This is a genomic window from Microbacterium oleivorans, assembly GCF_001644225.1.
GTDB lineage: Bacteria > Actinomycetota > Actinomycetes > Actinomycetales > Microbacteriaceae > Microbacterium > Microbacterium gawkjiense.
Genome location: NZ_LSTV01000001.1, coordinates 418606 through 435125 on the forward strand (window position 1 = coordinate 418606; position 16520 = coordinate 435125).

Below are 16520 nucleotides of genomic sequence, written 5' to 3' on the forward strand. Positions count from 1 at the left end.
GCATCCGAAACCGATGTCGGAGGCCCTCACCACAATGGGACTATGACCACCTGGCACGGCACGATCGGCACGCGGGAACGCCTCGCGCCCCTCGCCGACATCGCGCACGAGGCGGTCCTGGCCGAGAAGCTCCTCACCCAGGCGCAGATCGTGCAACTGCAGGTGCTCGCCCGGGCGGGACAGCTCGCCGAGCAGCAAGCCGCCGACTCGCCCGCCCGTGTGCAGGCCCACGACATGGCGCTGCGGGCGATCGCCGCCGAGCTCGGTGGGCTCATGCACCTCACCGACCGTGCCGTGCAGCGCCGCATCACCCGCGCCCGCACGATCGTCGAGGACTACGCCGCCTCGCTCGCGGCGTGGCGCGCCGGTTCCATCACCCGCGCGCACGTCGACATCATCGTCGACGCCGGCGCTGACCTTCCGCCGGACATCCGTCTGCCGTTCGAAGCCGTCGCGATCCAGCGCTGCCGGCGCGACACGCCCAACCGGGTGCGCGCCGAGATCGAGATGCTCGCCCTGCAGATGCACCCGCGCACCTTCAGCGAGCGCCACCAGGATGCCGCCGCCCACCGCGCCGTGCGCCTTGTCCCCGGCCGCAACGGCATGAGCGACGTCGTCGCCACGGTGCCCACCGTGATCGCCGAAGGCATCCACGACCGGCTCACCCGCCAGGCCCGCGCGGTCATTGACACGCGCACCGAACGCTCCAGCGACGTCGTCGACACCGACGGCCGAACCATCGATCAGGTCCGAGCCGACGTCGTCGCCGACCTCCTGCTCGCCGGAACGCCGGCCCTTGACGACACACGCGACACGACCGCCGGCCCGCTCGGAGCCATCCGCGCCCACGTGCAGGTCGTCATCCCCGCGCTCGCCCTCGCCGGCACCGAGGCGCCGTGCGACCTCGTCGGACGCACCCCCACCGACGCGGCCACCGCCCGGCGCCTCGCCGGCGACACCCCCTCGTGGGAGCGCCTCGTCACCGACCCGGTCACCCACACGGTGCTCGCCGTCGACACCTACCGGGTGCCCTCTCCGCTGCGCCGCCACCTGCGTGCCCGTGACCAGCACTGCCGATTCCCCGGATGCCGCGTCCCCGCCATCCGCTCCGAAATCGACCACACGCACGACCACGCCCTCGGCGGCCGCACCGAACGGGCGAACCTCGCCCACCTGTGTCAGCGGCACCATTCGATGAAACAATTCACCGCCTGGCGGGTTCGACAACTCGGGGGTGGCGTCCTCGAATGGACCTCACCCCTCGGCAGGATCTACCGCGAAGACGCACCCACACCGGCCGTCGCGTTCACACCTGCCAGGCGGGCACCGCACACCCACGATCCGGCGCCGTTCTGATCAGGGCGCCCCGACCGCGCGCACGGAGCGCCGCGTCGAAGTCGCCCGACTCCGCGCGGCGTGAACCGTCCCCACACGTTCACGCCGCACGGCATCCGTCGATGTGTCGCGCGGGGCGATCCATCCCCCAGAAGTCACGCCGCACGGCATCCATCGTCATTGTCGGGCCATGCCAGCATAGGGATGCCGCGCAACCGGTCGCGATGGAGACTCCTCCCCATTGCGCGCCAGGACCGCGAGAGTCCCGAGCGGCCAAACGGTCATGCTGATGAAGGTCATGATGATCGCGGCGTCGGCGAGGGGCTCAGGCTGGTGGAATGGTGTCTCTGTGCTACGGAAAGCAAGGAGGCGAACCGATGACCGTGAGCGCGGCGCACATGTCGTCCTTCTTTTCGGAGGTGCTCACCCACCAAGAGGTGTTCACGATTTCGGACGAGGGTGGGGTGCCCGCGCCGAAAAACGCCGACGGACGTCGTGCGATGCCGTTCTGGTCGCTCGAGACCCGCGCTCAACGCATCATCGAAGGCGTTTCCACTTACCGAGCGTTCACTCCGATACGACTGACCCTCGAAGAGTTCAGAGCGAGGTGGCTTCCGGGTCTGACGGGCGACGGTCTGCTGGTCGGGATCAATTGGTCCGGGGAGACCGCTACCGGATACGACCTCACACCCGGCGAGGTTGAGTCGCGACTGCGCTGAGACGACCGCCTCAGGGCAGGATGCTGTCCACGTACCCGCCGTCGACGCGCAGCGCGCCACCGGTCGTCGCCGACGCCAGCGGCGACGCGAGGTACACGACCATGTTCGCGATCTCCTCGGGCTCGATCAGTCGGCCGATCAGCGACTGCGGACGCGCCGTGCGCATGAACTCGCGCTGCGCCGCCTCCCAGTCGAGCGACCGGTCGACCATCTCGTACACGAATTCCTCGACGCCCTCGGTGTGCGTCGGCCCGGCGATCACCGAGTTCACCGTGACACCGGTCCCCGCCGCCGCCTTGGCGAACCCGCGAGACACCGCGAGCAGCGCGCTCTTCGACGCGCCGTAGTGGATCATCTCCTCCGGGATGACGACCGCCGAGTCGCTCGCGATGTTCAGCACGCGACCCCAGCCGCGCTCCGTCATTCCGGGCAGCACCAGCCGCGTCAGTCGCGCCGCGCTCAGCACGTTCACCTCGAAGAACCGTCGCCACTCGTCATCGCTGATCTCGAGCGCCGGCGTCGAACCGAAGACACCGAGGTTGTTGACGAGGATGTCGACACCACCGGCGGCATCCACCAGCGCCTGCGCACCCTCGGCAGTCGTCACGTCCGCGGCGACGCCCCGCACCGGAAGCCCGCTCAGCGACGCGACCGCCTGCGACACCCGCTCGTCGCTGCGTCCGTTGATCACGACGTCCGCGCCCGCCTCGGCGAGCCGCCGCGCGATCGCGAGCCCGATGCCCTGCGTCGAACCGGTCACCACCGCGGTCTTGCCGCTCAGGTCCAGCATCAGTCCGTCAGTCATGCGTCGTCCTCTCTCGTCCGTCCTTCGATGCTCGCAGACCCACACGGCCCTGGCGCCGTCCGGCGATGGCACGCTGGAAGGGTGACGTCCGCACCGCCCTACCTGACCCGCATCCGCGGCCGCGTGCTCACCGCCCTCGCGGGCGACCCGACCGGAATGGCGCCGTACGTCCGCGCCCTCGCCGACGGCGACGACGCCGGGTACTTCGCCGAGAACGGCCCCGCCTGGACGGTCCACGCCGGCATGGGCACCCTCGTCGCCGGCATCCGCGCGCTGCTCCTCCAAGCCCTCCACCCGGGCGCCCTCGCCGGCGTGCATGACTGGTCCCGCTACCGCGACGACCCGATCGGCCGCCTCACCGGCACCGTCCGCTGGGTCATAACCCTCACCTACGGTTCGACCGAGCAAGCGGATGCCGAGACGGCCCGCGTCGGCAGATTCCACCGCCGCGTGCAGGGCGAGTACGTCGCCGGCGACGGTTCCGCTCGCACCTACACTGCCGAGCAGACCGACCTCGTCCGCTGGGTGCACCTCGCCTTCACCGACGCGTTCCTCCGCAGCCACCAGGCGTACGGCGGACCCATCCCCGGCGGACCCGACGCCTACGTCGCCGACTGGGCGACAGCCGGCCGTCTCATGCGTGTCACCGACCCACCGCTCACCGACGCCGCCCTCCGCGCCGAGATCGACGGCTTCCTCGACCGCGGCGAACTCCGCCGCGACGAGCGCGTCGACGACGTCGTCCGGTTCCTCAAGAAACCGCCCTTCCCCGGGATGATGGGCGTCGCCTACCGTGTGCTGTTCGCCGCCGCGGTCGCGACCTTCCCGCCGCGCATCCGACGGATGCTGGGCCTGCGCCGCTCCTGGCTCCCCGTGAAGACGGCGACGCGGATCGTCCTGCGCGTCACCGAGCGCGCGCTGGGGTCGGGACCCCGCGCGCAGGACATGGCGCGCCTGCGGTTGCGTCGCCTGGGCCGGTAGCCGACCGGTCAGACCAGCTTCTCGAACACCATCGTCGCCTGGATACGGTCACCGCCGCCGAAGCCCGTGCTGCCGGACGATGCCGTCGTGATCGTGTGCAGGCGATAGCCGAGCGCCGCCTGCCGGTTGATCGCCGCCTCGAGCTCGACGAGGTTGTTCGACCCCGCGCCCCACATCTTCTCCTTCAGCACGACCTGCAGCACGACGTAGCTCATACCGGCCGGCGCCTGCCGCGGCTGCGCGCCCGCGACAGCGTCTGCCTGCGCCTGCGCGATGAAGCCGCCGAGACCACCCTGCGGGGGAGGAGCGGGCTGGGTCTGCTCAGTCCAGGCCTTGCCGTCCCACCACCGCATCGTGCCCGAACCGTCGTCGTACCACCCTGCTGCCGTGTCGCTCATGTCGTCACCGTAGTGGTGCGGAGTGCCGGCGGTGAAGAGTCAGGCGCTGCCGGGCGCCCCGATCAGCCACGCCATCAGGGCGATCGTGGAGATCAGCCCGGTGATCGCCGCGACCGCGCCGAGCGACCCGCCCGTCAGCGCGAGCGGCTTCGACTGGCCGCGCGTGAGCGCGAACACTCCCAACGCGAACGCCGACAGGCCTAGGAGCAGGCCGACCCACGGGATGAGTCCGGTGAGGAACGCGAAGATGCCGACGATCAGCGTCGTGATCGCGAGCCCGTTCTTGGGCGTCGTCTGCGGCTGCGTCATCGTGTCTCCTCCTCGTCGAGCTCGACCGTCGTCAGCAGCTCGAGCTGCCGGCGCAGCGTCCCGACGATGTCGATCGCGTCGGGGTCGTGCATCCACTGCACCTGCAGGCCGTCCCACAGGGCCAGCGTAGACACCGCCGCGAACTCGGCGTCGACGCCCGGACGCAGCAGCCCGGCATCCGCCATCTCGCGGAACGCTGCGGTGAACTCCGCGCGCACTCGCGCGTAGCGCAGGAAGAAGTACTCGTTGCTCGGGTGCTCCGGCGTCGCCGACTCGGCGGCCAGCAGCGTGTAGAGCTCGACGATCCCCGGGATCTTCTCGTTCGCTCGGGCCAGCCGCAGGAGGGCGGCGGGGGTGTCGGCGGGACCGGCTGCCGGATCGGGGGCCGCGTCGCCGAGGCTCCGGGTGTCGCGGTCCTCGAGCACCCGCTGCAGCAGCACGCTCTTGTTCGCGAAGTGGTGGAGGATCGTCGACGCATCGATCCCGACCCGATCCGCGATGTCCTTCAGCGACCCCGCGCGGTAGCCGTGCGTCGCGAACACCTCGCCCGCCGCGTCGAGGATCTCGCGCTGCCGCGCAGCGGTCTTCGCGTACGGGCCGCGCTTGCTCGACGTCATGGCCCCAGCCTACTGAGCAAAATCCAACACGCGTGGGATTTTGCGCTACCGTGATCGGACACCACTCACGGGAGAGCACATGGCGCCGTCGGCATCCGTCCGCTGGATCAGCACCACGCAGCACGAGCCCTGGCGCGACCTCGCCGTGCCGTCCATCGGCGGGGTGCGCGGGATGCCGTCGGTGTTGCTGCAGACCGACGACCCGCAGCAGACGATCGAGGGGTTCGGTGCCTCGTTCAACGAGCTCGGCTGGACCTCCCTCGCCCACCTCACCGAGGAGGACCGGGATGCCGTCCTGCGCGAACTCTTCGCCCCCGGTGTCGGCCTCGGCCTCACACGCTGCCGCATGCCGATCGGCGCGAACGACTTCTCCACCGACTGGTACAGCTACGACGAGACCCCCGACGACCTCGCCCTCGACCACTTCTCGATCGAGCACGATCACGCGACCCTCGTGCCCTTCATCCGGGCGGCGCAACGCCACCAGCCGGACCTCACCCTCTGGGCGTCACCGTGGAGCCCGCCCACCTGGATGAAGACCAACGGCCACTACGCCGGCGCCAAGGGCAGTCCGATCGCCGCCGGCGTCGACAACGGCATCTGCGACGACCAGCTCGGCGCCGAAGGCACCGACATGATGCGCCTCGACGACGACACACTCGCCGCGTACGCCGCCTACTTCGGGCGCTTCGTTGACGCGTATGCCGACCTCGGCATCCCTGTCACGATGGTGATGCCGCAGAACGAGTTCAACTCGGCGCAGATCTTCCCGAGCTGCACGTGGACCCCCGAGGGCCTCGCCGCGTTCATCCGCCACCTCGGCCCCGAGATGGCCCGTCGCAGCGTCGACGTCTTCCTCGGCACCCTCGAGCGCGCCGACGATGAGCTGGTCGAGCGGGTCCTCACCGACGGGGATGCGGCCCGGTGGATCACCGGCATCGGCGCGCAATGGGCCGGCAAGGGCGCCGTGCCCTACCTGCACCGCCACCATCCCGACCTGACGATCTACCAGACCGAGCAGGAGTGCGGCGACGGCCGCAACGACTGGCGCCTCGCGCGGCACGCCTGGTTCCTCATGAAGCACTTCCTGCTCCACGGCGCGACGGCCTACATGTACTGGAACATGTCGCTCCTGCGCGGCGGCGTCAGCCGGTGGGGCTGGGCGCAGAACTCGCTCGTCGTCGTGAACCCCGAGACGCGTTCGTACGAGTTCACGCACGAGCACTACGTCCTGAAGCACGTGTCGCACTTCGTCGCGCCCGGTGCGCGCCGCATCCCGACCCTCAGCTACACCGGCCACGAGAACCAGTTGGCGTTCCGGAACCCGGACGGCAGCCTCGTCATCGTCGTGCAGAACGACCTCGCCGAGGAGATGCCGATGTCGTTCCTCATCGACGGGCGGGCGCTGGACGTCACCCTGCCGGCGGACTCGCTCAACACGCTCGTCGTCGTCGCCTGAGGTGCGGCGGGGCTCGCCATCGGTGCCAGGATGGTCCGGTGGCCGAAGCCGTGAACGCCCTGCAGAACCACCCCGGTGACGTCGAGTACCCCGTCCGGTCCCGTCGTCGCTATGCGCGGATGCTGGAGGCGAGGCGCAAAGCGGACCCGGCCGAAATGCGCCGGCGCGCGCTCCCGGTGACGCTCATCGCCGCCCCCTTCGGCATCGCCGCGTTCGTCCTGTCCATGGTCTGGGACGTCACCGACATCGGCCTCAACTTCTTCGCCTTCTTCATCGGCATGTGCCTCGGCCTGCTGATCGCGTCGATCGTCCTCGCGGTGAGGGATGCCGATGCTCCCCGCCGTGCCCAGCTCGCCTACGTCGCGGCATCCGGTCGTCGGCCGCTCACCGAACGCCAGCAGCAGATCCTCGCGCTCGACGTCGCGAGCGACTTCGCCGTGCGCGGCTGGAACGCCTCGCTCGCCTTCACGCCGACCTTCGCCGAGCTTCCGCAGGATCTGCGTGCGAAGCACCGGGACGGCGAGGACGGCACGCCGTGGTTCGCGCTGCCGATGACGCCGCTCAAGCAGCTCCGCGGCGCCCTCGACGAGCAGTTCAAGGTCGTGACGAAGGCCGACGCCGAGCTGCTCGTCGCCGACACCCTCGTCATGGGCCTCAACTCGCAGCGTTTCGTCGAGGTCGCCCACGGCGACAACGCCGAGCACACGATGTCCCGTGTCGCCGCGCTCACCGACCTGCCCGTCTTCGACATCCAGGACCTGCTGCGGGGCACCGACGAGCGCCCGGCGCGGCTGCTGCTCGCCGCCGACATCGAACGGGGGATCGGTGGCATCCGCTACGCCTACGTGGCCGGCTACCTCACCGCCGACGAGACATGGGCCCTCCTCGAGCCGCTCGCCGAGAAAGCGTTCAGCACCTACCGCAGCTGGGACGAGTACTGGCGCGAGGTGAGCATCGCCACGGCGTTCCGCACCGACTCGCTGCAGGCCGTGCAGAGTCAGCGCGACGCGCTCGCCGAACTGCGCACGTCGCGGTGGCCGGCGGCATCCGTCGCCTGGCCGACCAACGGGGGAACCGCATGAGGGTCACGACCGACCTCGCCGAGATCGACCTCGACGTCGTCCACCGCTGGCTGTCCGAGGACGCGTATTGGGCGCTCGGGCGCAGCCGCGACCTCGTCGATCGTGCGGCGCGGAACTCGATGAACTTCGGCGCCCTCGACGAGGACGGCGCTCTCGTCGGGTACGCCCGCGTGGTGACCGACCACACGACCTTCGCTTGGCTCTGCGACGTCTACGTGTCGCCCGACGCGCGTGGCCGGGGCGTCGGACAGGCGCTCGCGGGGACGGTCGTCTCCACACTCGAGCCGCTCAATCTGAAGCGCATCCTGCTGGTCACGGCCGACGCGCACGGTCTCTACGAGAAGTTCGGCTTCGAGCTCTACCCGACGCCCGAGCGCCTCATGCATCGGGCCTGAAGCAGCGTCAGCGCTCGACCGGGCGACCCTCCGCGATCCACGAGCCCGTGCCGCCTTCGACGTTCGTCGTCTCGAGTCCGTGGTGCTCGAGGAACGCGGCCGCGCGGGCGCTGCGCCCACCGGCCTGGCAGATGAGGTGCAGGTCGTCGAGCTCGCGCAACTCGTCGACGTGATCGGGCACCGTCGCGAGCGGGATGTTGCGCGCGCCGGGCACGTGGCCGGCCGCGAACTCGTCGGGTTCGCGCACGTCGATGATGTTCGCGGGGGAGGCCTCGGCCAGCTGCGCCGTCGTGATGGAGTGCATACCTCGATGCTCGCAGATCAGAGCGGACCGAGGCGCGGCGTCGGCGATCGTTACCCTCGGATCATGCCGATCCGCTCAGCTCTTCGTGCCCTGAACGATCCGACCTCGATCACCCACGGCGTCGTGTCGTCGTGTGTCGTCGGTGTCCTCACCCTCATCGACCCCCGCCGTCTCACGGTGGGGCAGCGCCTCGTCTACCGGCTGGCGAACGCTGGGCTCGCCGCCTGGACCGTCGGCGTCGGATTCCGCAGCAGCGATCCGAGCGGCGCCGTGCCGCCGGTCGGGCGGGCGGCGCTCGTCGCGGGCGCCGCCGGTGCGGCCCTCGGCTTCGCCGATGCGGGCGAAGCGGTGGACGCCCGCGTGCAGAACGCGATCGCGCGCACAGGCGCCCGGCATCCGCGCCGTTGGCTAGCAGCCGGCGGGACCGTCCTCGCCTTCGGCTCATGGTGGGCGAGCCGAACCCTCGACGCTCCGGGGAACGAGGACACCCCCGAGGTGCACGAAGCCGCCGTCGACCTGCCGGAGGACGTCCGCGCCCTCGCCGCGCATCTACTCGCCGCCACCGATCTCTTCGGTGCACCGGAGCTCCGCGCCCAGCTCGCGCATGCGCAGCGTCTGGTCTTCGACGACAGCGACGGTGGGTTCTGGCCGGTCGCGCAACTCCAGGTCGACGTCGACCTGCCGCGGGCCGTTCCGGCGGACGCGACGTTCCCCGTCGTCGGTCGGTTCCGCGCCCTGGGCGATGTGACCTTCGACGTGCGGCTCGTGGTGACGGACGGTGTGCTCGCGAGCCTCTTCGTCGATGAAGGCGGCGACTGGACGCCCGAGCAACGCGACGCCTGGTACGAGTCTGGCGGCGACCTCGGAGCGCTCGGCGGCTGGCCCGCGCTCGGCGACCTGGAGATGCTCATCGAATCGTCCGAGGGGCTTCGCCCGATCGGCGTCTGGACGGCAGAGTCGGAGCCGGATGCCGGCCGCGATAACGTTCCCTCATGATGCCGATCGAGAACCTCCTCGCCTTCGCCCTGGCGTCGATCGTGATCATCGTCATCCCGGGGCCGGGCGTCCTGTTCGTCGTGGGGCGATCGATCGCACTCGGCCGCCGCGCCGGCATCCTCAGCGTGCTCGGCAACTCCCTCGGGAACATCCCCGCAATCCTCCTCGTCGCCTTCGGCGTCGGCGCGATCGTCGCCTCATCGGTCGTCGCCTTCACCGCGATCAAGATCGTCGGCGCGATCTACCTCGTCTACCTCGGCGTCCAGGCGATCCGGCATCGGCGTCACCGCGCAGAGCAGGGGCGGCCGACCGCGGCATCCACCGTCACACTGCTGCGCCAGGGGTTCGTCGTCGGCCTGACGAACCCGAAGACCATCGCGTTCTTCGTCGCCGTCCTGCCGCAGTTCGTCGCGCGCGAAGCCGGCCCGGTCTGGCTGCAGCTGCTGCTTCTGGGCCTGATCTTCCAGGTGCTGGCGATCCTCTGCGACAGCACCTGGGCGATCGCCGCCGGCACGGCGCGGACGTGGTTCGGTCGCTCGCCGCGGCGGCTCTCTGCGCTGTCGGGCACCGGCGGCATCCTCATGATCGGGCTCGGCGGCGCGCTCGCGTTCACCGGCGCGAAGAGCTGACGCGGGAATGTTCCGGCGCCCCGATGCGCTGGAACCCCGCATGACGAACAACACGAAGCCTGCACAGTCGTCCGGCACGTTCCGCATCGGCGGAGACCTCGAGGTCAACCGCCTCGGCTACGGCACGATGCAGCTCACCGGACCCGGCGTCTGGGGTCCGCCTAAGGATCACGACGAGGCCATCCGCGTCCTCCGCCGCAGCGTCGAGCTCGGCGTCAACTTCTTCGACACTGCCGAGTCCTACGGCCCGTACGTCGCCGAAGAACTCCTCAAGGAAGCACTGCACCCATACGCCGACGACGTCGTCATCGCGACGAAGTCCGGCCTCACCCGCACCGGCCCCAACGTGTGGCCGCCGCTCGGGCGCCCCGAGTTCCTGCGCCAGGGTGCCGAGATGAGCCTGCGGCGTCTCGGCCTCGAGCGCATCGACCTGTTCCAGCTGCACCGCATCGACCCGAAGGTCCCGCTCGAGGACCAGGTCGGCGAGCTGAAGGCGCTGCAGGACGAGGGCAAGATCCGCTACATCGGCCTATCCGAGGTCTCCGTCGACGAGGTGAAGGCCGCGCAGGAGATCGCCGAGATCGTCACGGTCCAGAACCTCTACAACCTGCAGCACCGCGACGCCGAGGCCCTTCTGGACTGGTCGGAGGAGCAGGGCATCGGGTTCATCCCCTGGTTCCCGCTCGCGACCGGCGGACTCACCGGCGCCGACTCGCCGCTCACCGACATCGCCGAGCGCAAGAACGCGACGCCGGCGCAGATCGCGCTCGCCTGGCTGCTGAAGCGTTCGCCGGTCATGTTGCCGATCCCGGGCACGTCGAGCGTCGCGCACCTCGAGGACAACCTGCAGGGCGCCGTCATCGAGCTCAGCGACGACGAGTTCGCGGAGCTCTCGAAGCTCGGCAGCTGACCCCTCGCGTCACCCGCCCGCCTCTGTCATGGTGGGCGGGTGACGAGTATCTCTCCCGCACAGTTCCATCGCGCGCCCGGCGTCGCCGACTGGCGCGTCACGGCGATCGGGCCTGAAGCCGTCTTCGTGGCTCCTTCGCTCGTCGAGGCGTCGCGCCTCGTTCCGATGGCCGTGGCCGCGGCCGAGCGACACGACGTGAGTCCCGACGTCGACCTGCGGCCCGAGGCGGTGGTCGTCCGCGTGCCGAGCGGGGAGGACGGCATCCCGGCTGCCGCGACCGACTTCGCCCGAGCGGTGTCCGAGGGCGCAGCATCCCTCGGACTCTCGCCGGATCCCGCGCGGGTCCAGAGCGTCGGCGTCTACGTGGCCGAGCACTCCGGCGCCGACGTGCGCCCGTTCTTCCTCGCCGCCCTCGGGTACGACGCCGTCGGCGACACCGACGCGGCGGATCCGCTGCGAACAGGGCCGGTTCTCGCATTCAATCCCCTGACCGGGGATGCCCCGGGCCGGGGGCGGACGCACCTCGATGTCTTCGTCCCCGCCGATCAGGCGCAGGCGAGGGTGGATGCCGCGATCGCGGCCGGTGGGCGTCTCGTCGACGACGCGAACGCACCGGCCTGGTGGACGCTCGCCTCACCCGACAACCACGGCGTCGACATCGCGAGTTGGACGGACATGTACGAATGAGCATCGTGCGCATGTGGACCGGCGTCGTCCGCACCGAAGACCGTGACCGGTACGCCGACTATGTCGAGCGCACCGGGATGAGCGCCTATCGCGCCACACCGGGCAACCTCGACGCCTGGCTGCTCACGCGCGACCTCGGCGACGGGCGCACCGAGATCACCACCGTCTCGCGCTGGGAGAGCCTCGAGGTGATCGCGGCGTTCGCCGGCGACGACATCGAGAAGGCCGTGTTCTATCCCGAGGACGACGAGTTCCTCGTCGACCGCGACGAGCGCGTGCGGCACTACCACCAGGTCTGACGTGCGGCAGAGTGGGCGTGTGCCCGTCGTCTCGCAACTGTTCCGCTACCCGATCAAGGGCTTCACCCCCGAGCCGCGTTCCGAGCTCCTCGTGCAGGACGATGGGCGGGTCGCGGGCGACCGCGTGCTCGCGTTCCGTTTCGCCGACGCGACCGAGCCGGAGGATGCCGACGGTCTCGACTCCTGGCCGAAGAGCCGCGGTCTCGCGCTCATGGACTTCCCGTCGCTCGCGCGGGTGCGGATGCAGTTCAACGACGGGCGCGTGCGCCTGAGCGACGGCGACGCGACGCTCGCCGAGGCGGGCCTCGACGACGCCGGGCGGCGGCTGCTCGAAGACGCCGTCACCGCGTTCGTCCGGGGAACCTCCGACGCGCGGCTGCTCGACCGCCCTGGCGTCCTGCCGCTGCGCCTCGTCGGTGACGGGGTGACGTCGCGCTTCCAGGACCGAGCCCGCGGGTACGTCTCGCTGCACGGCGAGGGTTCGGTGGCGGAGGTGGATGCCGCGGTCCCGGCATCCGTCGACCATCGCAGGTTCCGCTCGAACATCGTCGTCTCGGGGATCGAGGCGTGGGCGGAGCTCGGCTGGTCGGGCCGGGTGCGCATCGGCGAGGTGGAGTTCGAGGTGCAGCGTCCGATCGGGCGGTGCGCTGCGATCACGGCGAATCCGGACACGGGCGAGCGCGATGCGCGCCTGCTGCGCCTGCTGACGACCGAGTTCGGACAGGACGAGCCGACCCTCGGCATCCTGCTCCTACCGGTGCATGGCGGCGGGGGAGTCGTGCGCGTGGGGGACGAGGTCGTGGTCGAGGGGGACCGAGCAGCATCCGCCTCGAACCGAGAGTGGCGGAGCGTCGAACCGAACCACTAGATTCCGGAGAGGGCCGTCCCCACGTCGGGTCGGCCCGGGACGGGATCTGGGGTCTCGTTCACACGAGCGCTCGCCGCGTGCGTTCGGTTTCAGGGGGAGCAATGACACGTCTGCGCCGCGCGCTCGTCGCGATCATCACGTCACTGGGGTTGGTAGGAGCGGCCATGGTCGCGCCCGGTGCAGCCGTCGCCGCCGATGGTGATGTCGTCGAGGGGCGCATCACGGTTTCTCGGACTTCCTTAACGGTGAACCCGTACGCAGAGGCGCCGGTGACCATCAAGGTCCCCGGATGCGGCCGCGATGTGTACGTCGAGCTATGGGACGAAGGGAAGTGGCGGGAGAAGAGCTCGCTCTTCCTCTATGACCCGGCCACCGGCGACGAGTGCCTGACGACGAGCGAGGCCGTCGATCTCAATGAGGTCGCCAACGACTACACCGCTTTCCCGGCGGGCACCTACAAGATTCGTTTCCGGACAGACTCCGAGAGCGACTATTACGGACCCGAGTACGACTACGTGACCTACACGAAGGCTTACAGCCCGACGATCACCCTGAAGGTGCGCAAAGGCAAGACGTCGTTCTCCGGATGGCCCACCGGCACGTGGTACGTCAAGAAGGGCGCCGACATGAAGCCCCTCAAGATCCGCGTCGGGTGGCCCGGTGTGGACAACCCCGTCGAGCTGCAGGAACGCGTGTCGAAGAGGTGGGAATGGGCCGGAGGGAAATACGCCACCTACCCGGACGTCATGACGTCCACGATCACTGCTCAGTCTCTCTACACCAGCGCGACACTGCGGTTGAAGGTCGTCGGCGACGGATACGTGACGGGTGGTGTGACCGAACCGCTCACGCTCAAAGTGGGCAACGCGCCGAATGTGAAGGCCAGCGTCTCGAAGTCATCTCAGGTGTACGGCAAGGCCCCCGCCAAGCTGACTGTCTCCGTGAGCTCGCGCGTTTCGGGGACGGCTACGGTCTACAGCGGATCGACGAAGATCGGAACTGCGAAGATCGCCAAGGGCAAAGGGTCTCTGACCTTGTCGAAGAAGCTGAAAGTGGGATCGCACTCGCTCTCAGTGCGGTTCACGCCGTCGAAGGGCAGCAAGTTCAAGCGGACGCTCGGCCCGACGATCTCTTTCACCGTCAAGGCGAAGTAGCCGAATCGGCTACAGCACGGCTGGCCGATGCGGGCCCGGCCTGAGGTCTTGGGACCGATCCCATAGACTCTCCGTCGGCTCCACATGGACACCGACACCCCGACTCCCGCTGCACCGCGCCGCGACATCCAGGGCCTGCGCGCCCTCGCCGTCGTCGCGGTCATCGGCGCACACGCGGCCGGGTGGCCCGCCGGCGGCGTGCTCGGCGTCGACGTGTTCTTCGTCATCTCCGGCTTCCTCATCACCGGGATGCTGCTGCGCGAGGCGCGCGGGAGCGGCAGCATCCGGCTCGCCGGGTTCTACGCGCGACGCGCGCGACGGCTGCTGCCCGCCGCCGTCGTCGTCCTGATCGCCGTCGCGACCGCCGGCTGGTTCCTCTTTAACCGCACCCGCGGCGAGCAGACCCTGTGGGATGCCGCCTGGGCCGCCGCCCTCACCTCGAACTGGAACCTCGCCGCGCAGGGCACCGACTACTTCGCCGACACCGGCGCCGTCTCGCCGCTGCAGCATTTCTGGTCGCTCTCCGTCGAGGAGCAGTTCTACCTCGTCTGGCCGGTGCTGCTGCTCCTGCTGCTCGGCGTCGCCGGCCGTCGTCTGATCCGTCTCGTCGCCGGCGCGGTCGCGTTTGCCGTCGTCGCGGCATCCTTCGCGTGGGCCCTCGTGCAGACCGACACCCAGGCGACCGTCGCCTACTTCTCCACCCTCACCCGCGCGTGGGAGCTGGGTGTCGGAGCGTTCGTCGCCGCGCTGGCACCGCTCCTGCGCCGCCTGCCGCGCGGTCTCGGCGGCGCGCTGCAGTGGACCGGCCTCGCCGCGATCGTCGCGTCGCTCGTGCTGATCGACCCCGCCGCCGGCGGATTCCCCGCGCCGTGGGCGGCCGCGCCCGTCGCGGCGACCGCGCTGGTGCTCGCAGGAGGCGTCGGCGGCGACGCACGCCATTGCCACCTCGTCCCGCTGTCGAACCCGGTCGCGGTCTTCGTCGGCGACGCGTCGTACTCGCTCTACCTGTGGCACTTCCCGGTCGTCGTCTTCGCGGAGGTGCTGCTCCCGGCATCCGCGGCCCGCCTCTGGATCGTCCTCGGCGCGTCACTCGTCCTGGGCGTCGCGTCGTACCTCATCGTCGAGCAGCCGCTCCGGTACGCACCGTTCCTCGGCGGGATGCCGCGGGTCGCCGCGTCGGACGCACCCGCACCCGAGCCGATCCCGGCGCCGGCCGCGCCCGTGACACCGCCGGTGCTCGCCGCGACCACCCGCCCGGCCGGATGGACGCCGGGGACGCGGTACTACCCGGGACAGACCCGCCCGAGCGCGCCGCCGGCGGTGCAGGCGCCCGTTGTCGCCGCGACCGCGCCGGCACCGGCCGAAACCATCATCGCCGCGGAGCCTGCGCGGATGAGCGCCTGGCGCGACCGCTTCGGCGCGCAGGTCTTCCTCGCGACCGCGGGACTCGTCATCGTGGCGCTCGCCGGCGCTCTGTGGGTCACCGCGTCGGGCCACGGGCCGCGTGTCACCATGCCCGAGGCCGCACCCGCGGCATCCGCTCCCGCCGTCGTGGGGGATCCCGGAGCAGACCTCCGGGCCGAGCTCGCCGCCGCCGTCACCGCCGACGCGTGGCCGACGCTCACCCCGTCGCTCGACGAGGTCATGGCGGCGTCGTCGGGCGCGAACCCGGCGCATGCCTGCTTCGACCCGGGTCCGACGCCCGATCCGGCGGGGTGCTCATGGGGGAGCGGTGACGCGCCCGTGCACATCTGGCTCGTCGGGGACTCGACCGCGATGGCCTACGCGCCCGCGTTCCGGCGGATAGCCGACGACAGTGCCGGCGGCATCCGCGTCACGGCGATGGGCATGTACGGATGCCGCTTCACCGACGTGCTCGTCGAGAACGACGACCCGCGGGTGATGGCGAGCTGCCAGGAGCGCAAGGCCGCCGTGCGGGCGATGATCCTCGCCGACCGCCCGGACCTCGTCGTCATGTCGAACGCCTTCACCCTCGGTCACACGGTCGCCGGTCAGGACCTGTCGGCCGACGCGCTGATCGCCGCGCAGCGCCGCGAGGCCGCGACCTACGACATGGGCGATCGGATGCTCTTCCTCGCCCCGCCGCCGCAGGGCGTCAGCCTCGCCGCCTGCTTCACACCGACCTCGTCGCCGCGGGCGTGCGACAGCGCCGTCGACGGCACCTGGCGCACGATGGAGGCGATCTCGGAGTCGTCGGCGAAGACGGACGGCGGCCACGCGTTATCGTCGCTGCCGTTCACCTGCGCCGACGACGTCTGTCCGCCCTTCGCCGGAACGATCCCGACGAAGTACGACCAGACCCACCTCACCGTCGCCTACGCCGAGCACATCGCCCCGGCCCTGCAGCAGGCACTCGACGCGATGGGGCTCCTGAAGGCGGCGCGCTAGACTCGGGCGCATGGGAACGATATTCGCAGCGCCGATGACGGCGTTCGTCTACTCGATCCGCGACCGCCGCGCCTGACGGCGCGTCGAGATCTCCGCGTGATCGCGCCGTCTTCCGGGATGTCCTCGCACCCCGGCAGCGCGTCCATTCCCGTACCCGCTCACCG

The 16520-nt window shown here is 70.4% G+C and carries 19 protein-coding genes; 14 read left to right on the forward strand and 5 right to left on the reverse strand.

Annotation, left to right across the window (positions count from 1 at the left end; all coding sequences use genetic code 11):
* Positions 1–42: 42 nt before the first annotated feature.
* Entirely contained in the window at positions 43–1356 is a 1314-nt protein-coding gene (locus AYL44_RS01940; protein ID WP_064001578.1) for an HNH endonuclease, read from the forward strand.
* A gap of 356 nt (positions 1357–1712) precedes the next feature.
* Complete coding sequence (locus AYL44_RS01945) at positions 1713–2054, forward strand: DUF2750 domain-containing protein (protein WP_064001579.1); 342 nt, start codon at positions 1713–1715, stop codon at positions 2052–2054.
* 10 nt (positions 2055–2064) lie between these two features.
* On the opposite strand, the gene AYL44_RS01950 is transcribed toward AYL44_RS01945, so the two are convergent.
* Positions 2065–2847 carry an SDR family NAD(P)-dependent oxidoreductase gene (locus tag AYL44_RS01950; RefSeq protein ID WP_064002425.1) on the reverse strand — a complete coding sequence of 261 codons (783 nt, stop codon included), beginning with the start codon at positions 2845–2847 and terminating at the stop codon, positions 2065–2067.
* A 39-nt stretch (positions 2848–2886) separates the two neighbouring features.
* Here AYL44_RS01950 and AYL44_RS01955 point away from each other — a divergent pair, with 39 nt between their 5' ends.
* Positions 2887–3840, forward strand: a complete 954-nt coding sequence (locus AYL44_RS01955; protein ID WP_064001580.1) for an oxygenase MpaB family protein — start codon at positions 2887–2889, stop codon at positions 3838–3840.
* Between the two features lie 8 nt (positions 3841–3848).
* On the opposite strand, the gene AYL44_RS14345 is transcribed toward AYL44_RS01955, so the two are convergent.
* From AYL44_RS14345 to AYL44_RS01970, 3 genes are read right to left on the reverse strand one after another with little or no spacing between them, the layout of a single operon-like run.
* Positions 3849–4238 carry a DUF2510 domain-containing protein gene (locus AYL44_RS14345; RefSeq protein ID WP_082886063.1) on the reverse strand — a complete coding sequence of 130 codons (390 nt, stop codon included), beginning with the start codon at positions 4236–4238 and terminating at the stop codon, positions 3849–3851.
* A gap of 39 nt (positions 4239–4277) precedes the next feature.
* Entirely contained in the window at positions 4278–4547 is a 270-nt protein-coding gene (locus AYL44_RS01965) for a hypothetical protein (RefSeq protein ID WP_064001581.1), read from the reverse strand.
* Positions 4544–5164: a TetR/AcrR family transcriptional regulator gene (locus tag AYL44_RS01970; protein WP_064001582.1), complete on the reverse strand. Its 621-nt coding sequence runs from the start codon at positions 5162–5164 to the stop codon at positions 4544–4546. The genes AYL44_RS01965 and AYL44_RS01970 overlap by 4 nt, the downstream gene beginning before the upstream one ends.
* A gap of 79 nt (positions 5165–5243) precedes the next feature.
* Between AYL44_RS01970 and AYL44_RS01975 the strand changes: the two genes are divergently transcribed.
* From AYL44_RS01975 to AYL44_RS01985, 3 genes are read left to right on the forward strand one after another with little or no spacing between them, the layout of a single operon-like run.
* Positions 5244–6623: a glycoside hydrolase family 30 protein gene (locus tag AYL44_RS01975; protein ID WP_064001583.1), complete on the forward strand. Its 1380-nt coding sequence runs from the start codon at positions 5244–5246 to the stop codon at positions 6621–6623.
* Positions 6624–6661: 38 nt separating this feature from the next.
* The gene (locus tag AYL44_RS01980; RefSeq protein ID WP_064001584.1) at positions 6662–7705 is read left to right on the forward strand and encodes a DUF1266 domain-containing protein; all 1044 of its coding nucleotides are present in this window, start codon (positions 6662–6664) and stop codon (positions 7703–7705) included.
* Positions 7702–8100 (forward strand): GNAT family N-acetyltransferase, encoded by a 399-nt coding sequence (locus AYL44_RS01985; RefSeq protein ID WP_064002427.1) that lies wholly within the window; start codon positions 7702–7704, stop codon positions 8098–8100. Before AYL44_RS01980 ends, AYL44_RS01985 begins: the two co-directional genes overlap by 4 nt.
* A 7-nt stretch (positions 8101–8107) precedes the next feature.
* Here the strand turns inward: AYL44_RS01985 and AYL44_RS01990 are convergent, their stop codons facing one another.
* Positions 8108–8404 (reverse strand): rhodanese-like domain-containing protein, encoded by a 297-nt coding sequence (locus tag AYL44_RS01990; protein WP_064001585.1) that lies wholly within the window; start codon positions 8402–8404, stop codon positions 8108–8110.
* 63 nt (positions 8405–8467) lie between these two features.
* Here AYL44_RS01990 and AYL44_RS01995 point away from each other — a divergent pair, with 63 nt between their 5' ends.
* The 8 genes from AYL44_RS01995 (at position 8468) to AYL44_RS02030 (ending at position 16356) form a co-directional block, all read left to right on the forward strand.
* Positions 8468–9400, forward strand: a complete 933-nt coding sequence (locus AYL44_RS01995; protein WP_064002428.1) for a hypothetical protein — start codon at positions 8468–8470, stop codon at positions 9398–9400.
* The gene (locus AYL44_RS02000; protein ID WP_064001586.1) at positions 9397–10029 is read left to right on the forward strand and encodes a LysE family translocator; all 633 of its coding nucleotides are present in this window, start codon (positions 9397–9399) and stop codon (positions 10027–10029) included. Before AYL44_RS01995 ends, AYL44_RS02000 begins: the two co-directional genes overlap by 4 nt.
* Positions 10030–10069: 40 nt before the next feature.
* A complete protein-coding gene (locus AYL44_RS02005; RefSeq protein ID WP_064002429.1) occupies positions 10070–10939 on the forward strand; it encodes an aldo/keto reductase in 870 nt (289 codons plus the stop codon).
* Positions 10940–10978: 39 nt separating this feature from the next.
* Positions 10979–11626: a VOC family protein gene (locus tag AYL44_RS02010; protein WP_064001587.1), complete on the forward strand. Its 648-nt coding sequence runs from the start codon at positions 10979–10981 to the stop codon at positions 11624–11626.
* Positions 11623–11925, forward strand: a complete 303-nt coding sequence (locus AYL44_RS02015) for a hypothetical protein (protein ID WP_231872698.1) — start codon at positions 11623–11625, stop codon at positions 11923–11925. The genes AYL44_RS02010 and AYL44_RS02015 overlap by 4 nt, the downstream gene beginning before the upstream one ends.
* Positions 11926–11944: 19 nt before the next feature.
* A complete protein-coding gene (locus tag AYL44_RS02020; protein ID WP_064001588.1) occupies positions 11945–12793 on the forward strand; it encodes an MOSC domain-containing protein in 849 nt (282 codons plus the stop codon).
* Positions 12794–12894: 101 nt separating this feature from the next.
* Positions 12895–13947, forward strand: coding sequence for a hypothetical protein (locus AYL44_RS02025; RefSeq protein ID WP_157532562.1), 1053 nt, complete (start codon positions 12895–12897; stop codon positions 13945–13947).
* Between the two features lie 84 nt (positions 13948–14031).
* Positions 14032–16356: an acyltransferase family protein gene (locus AYL44_RS02030; RefSeq protein ID WP_064001590.1), complete on the forward strand. Its 2325-nt coding sequence runs from the start codon at positions 14032–14034 to the stop codon at positions 16354–16356.
* Positions 16357–16520: the final 164 nt, after the last annotated feature.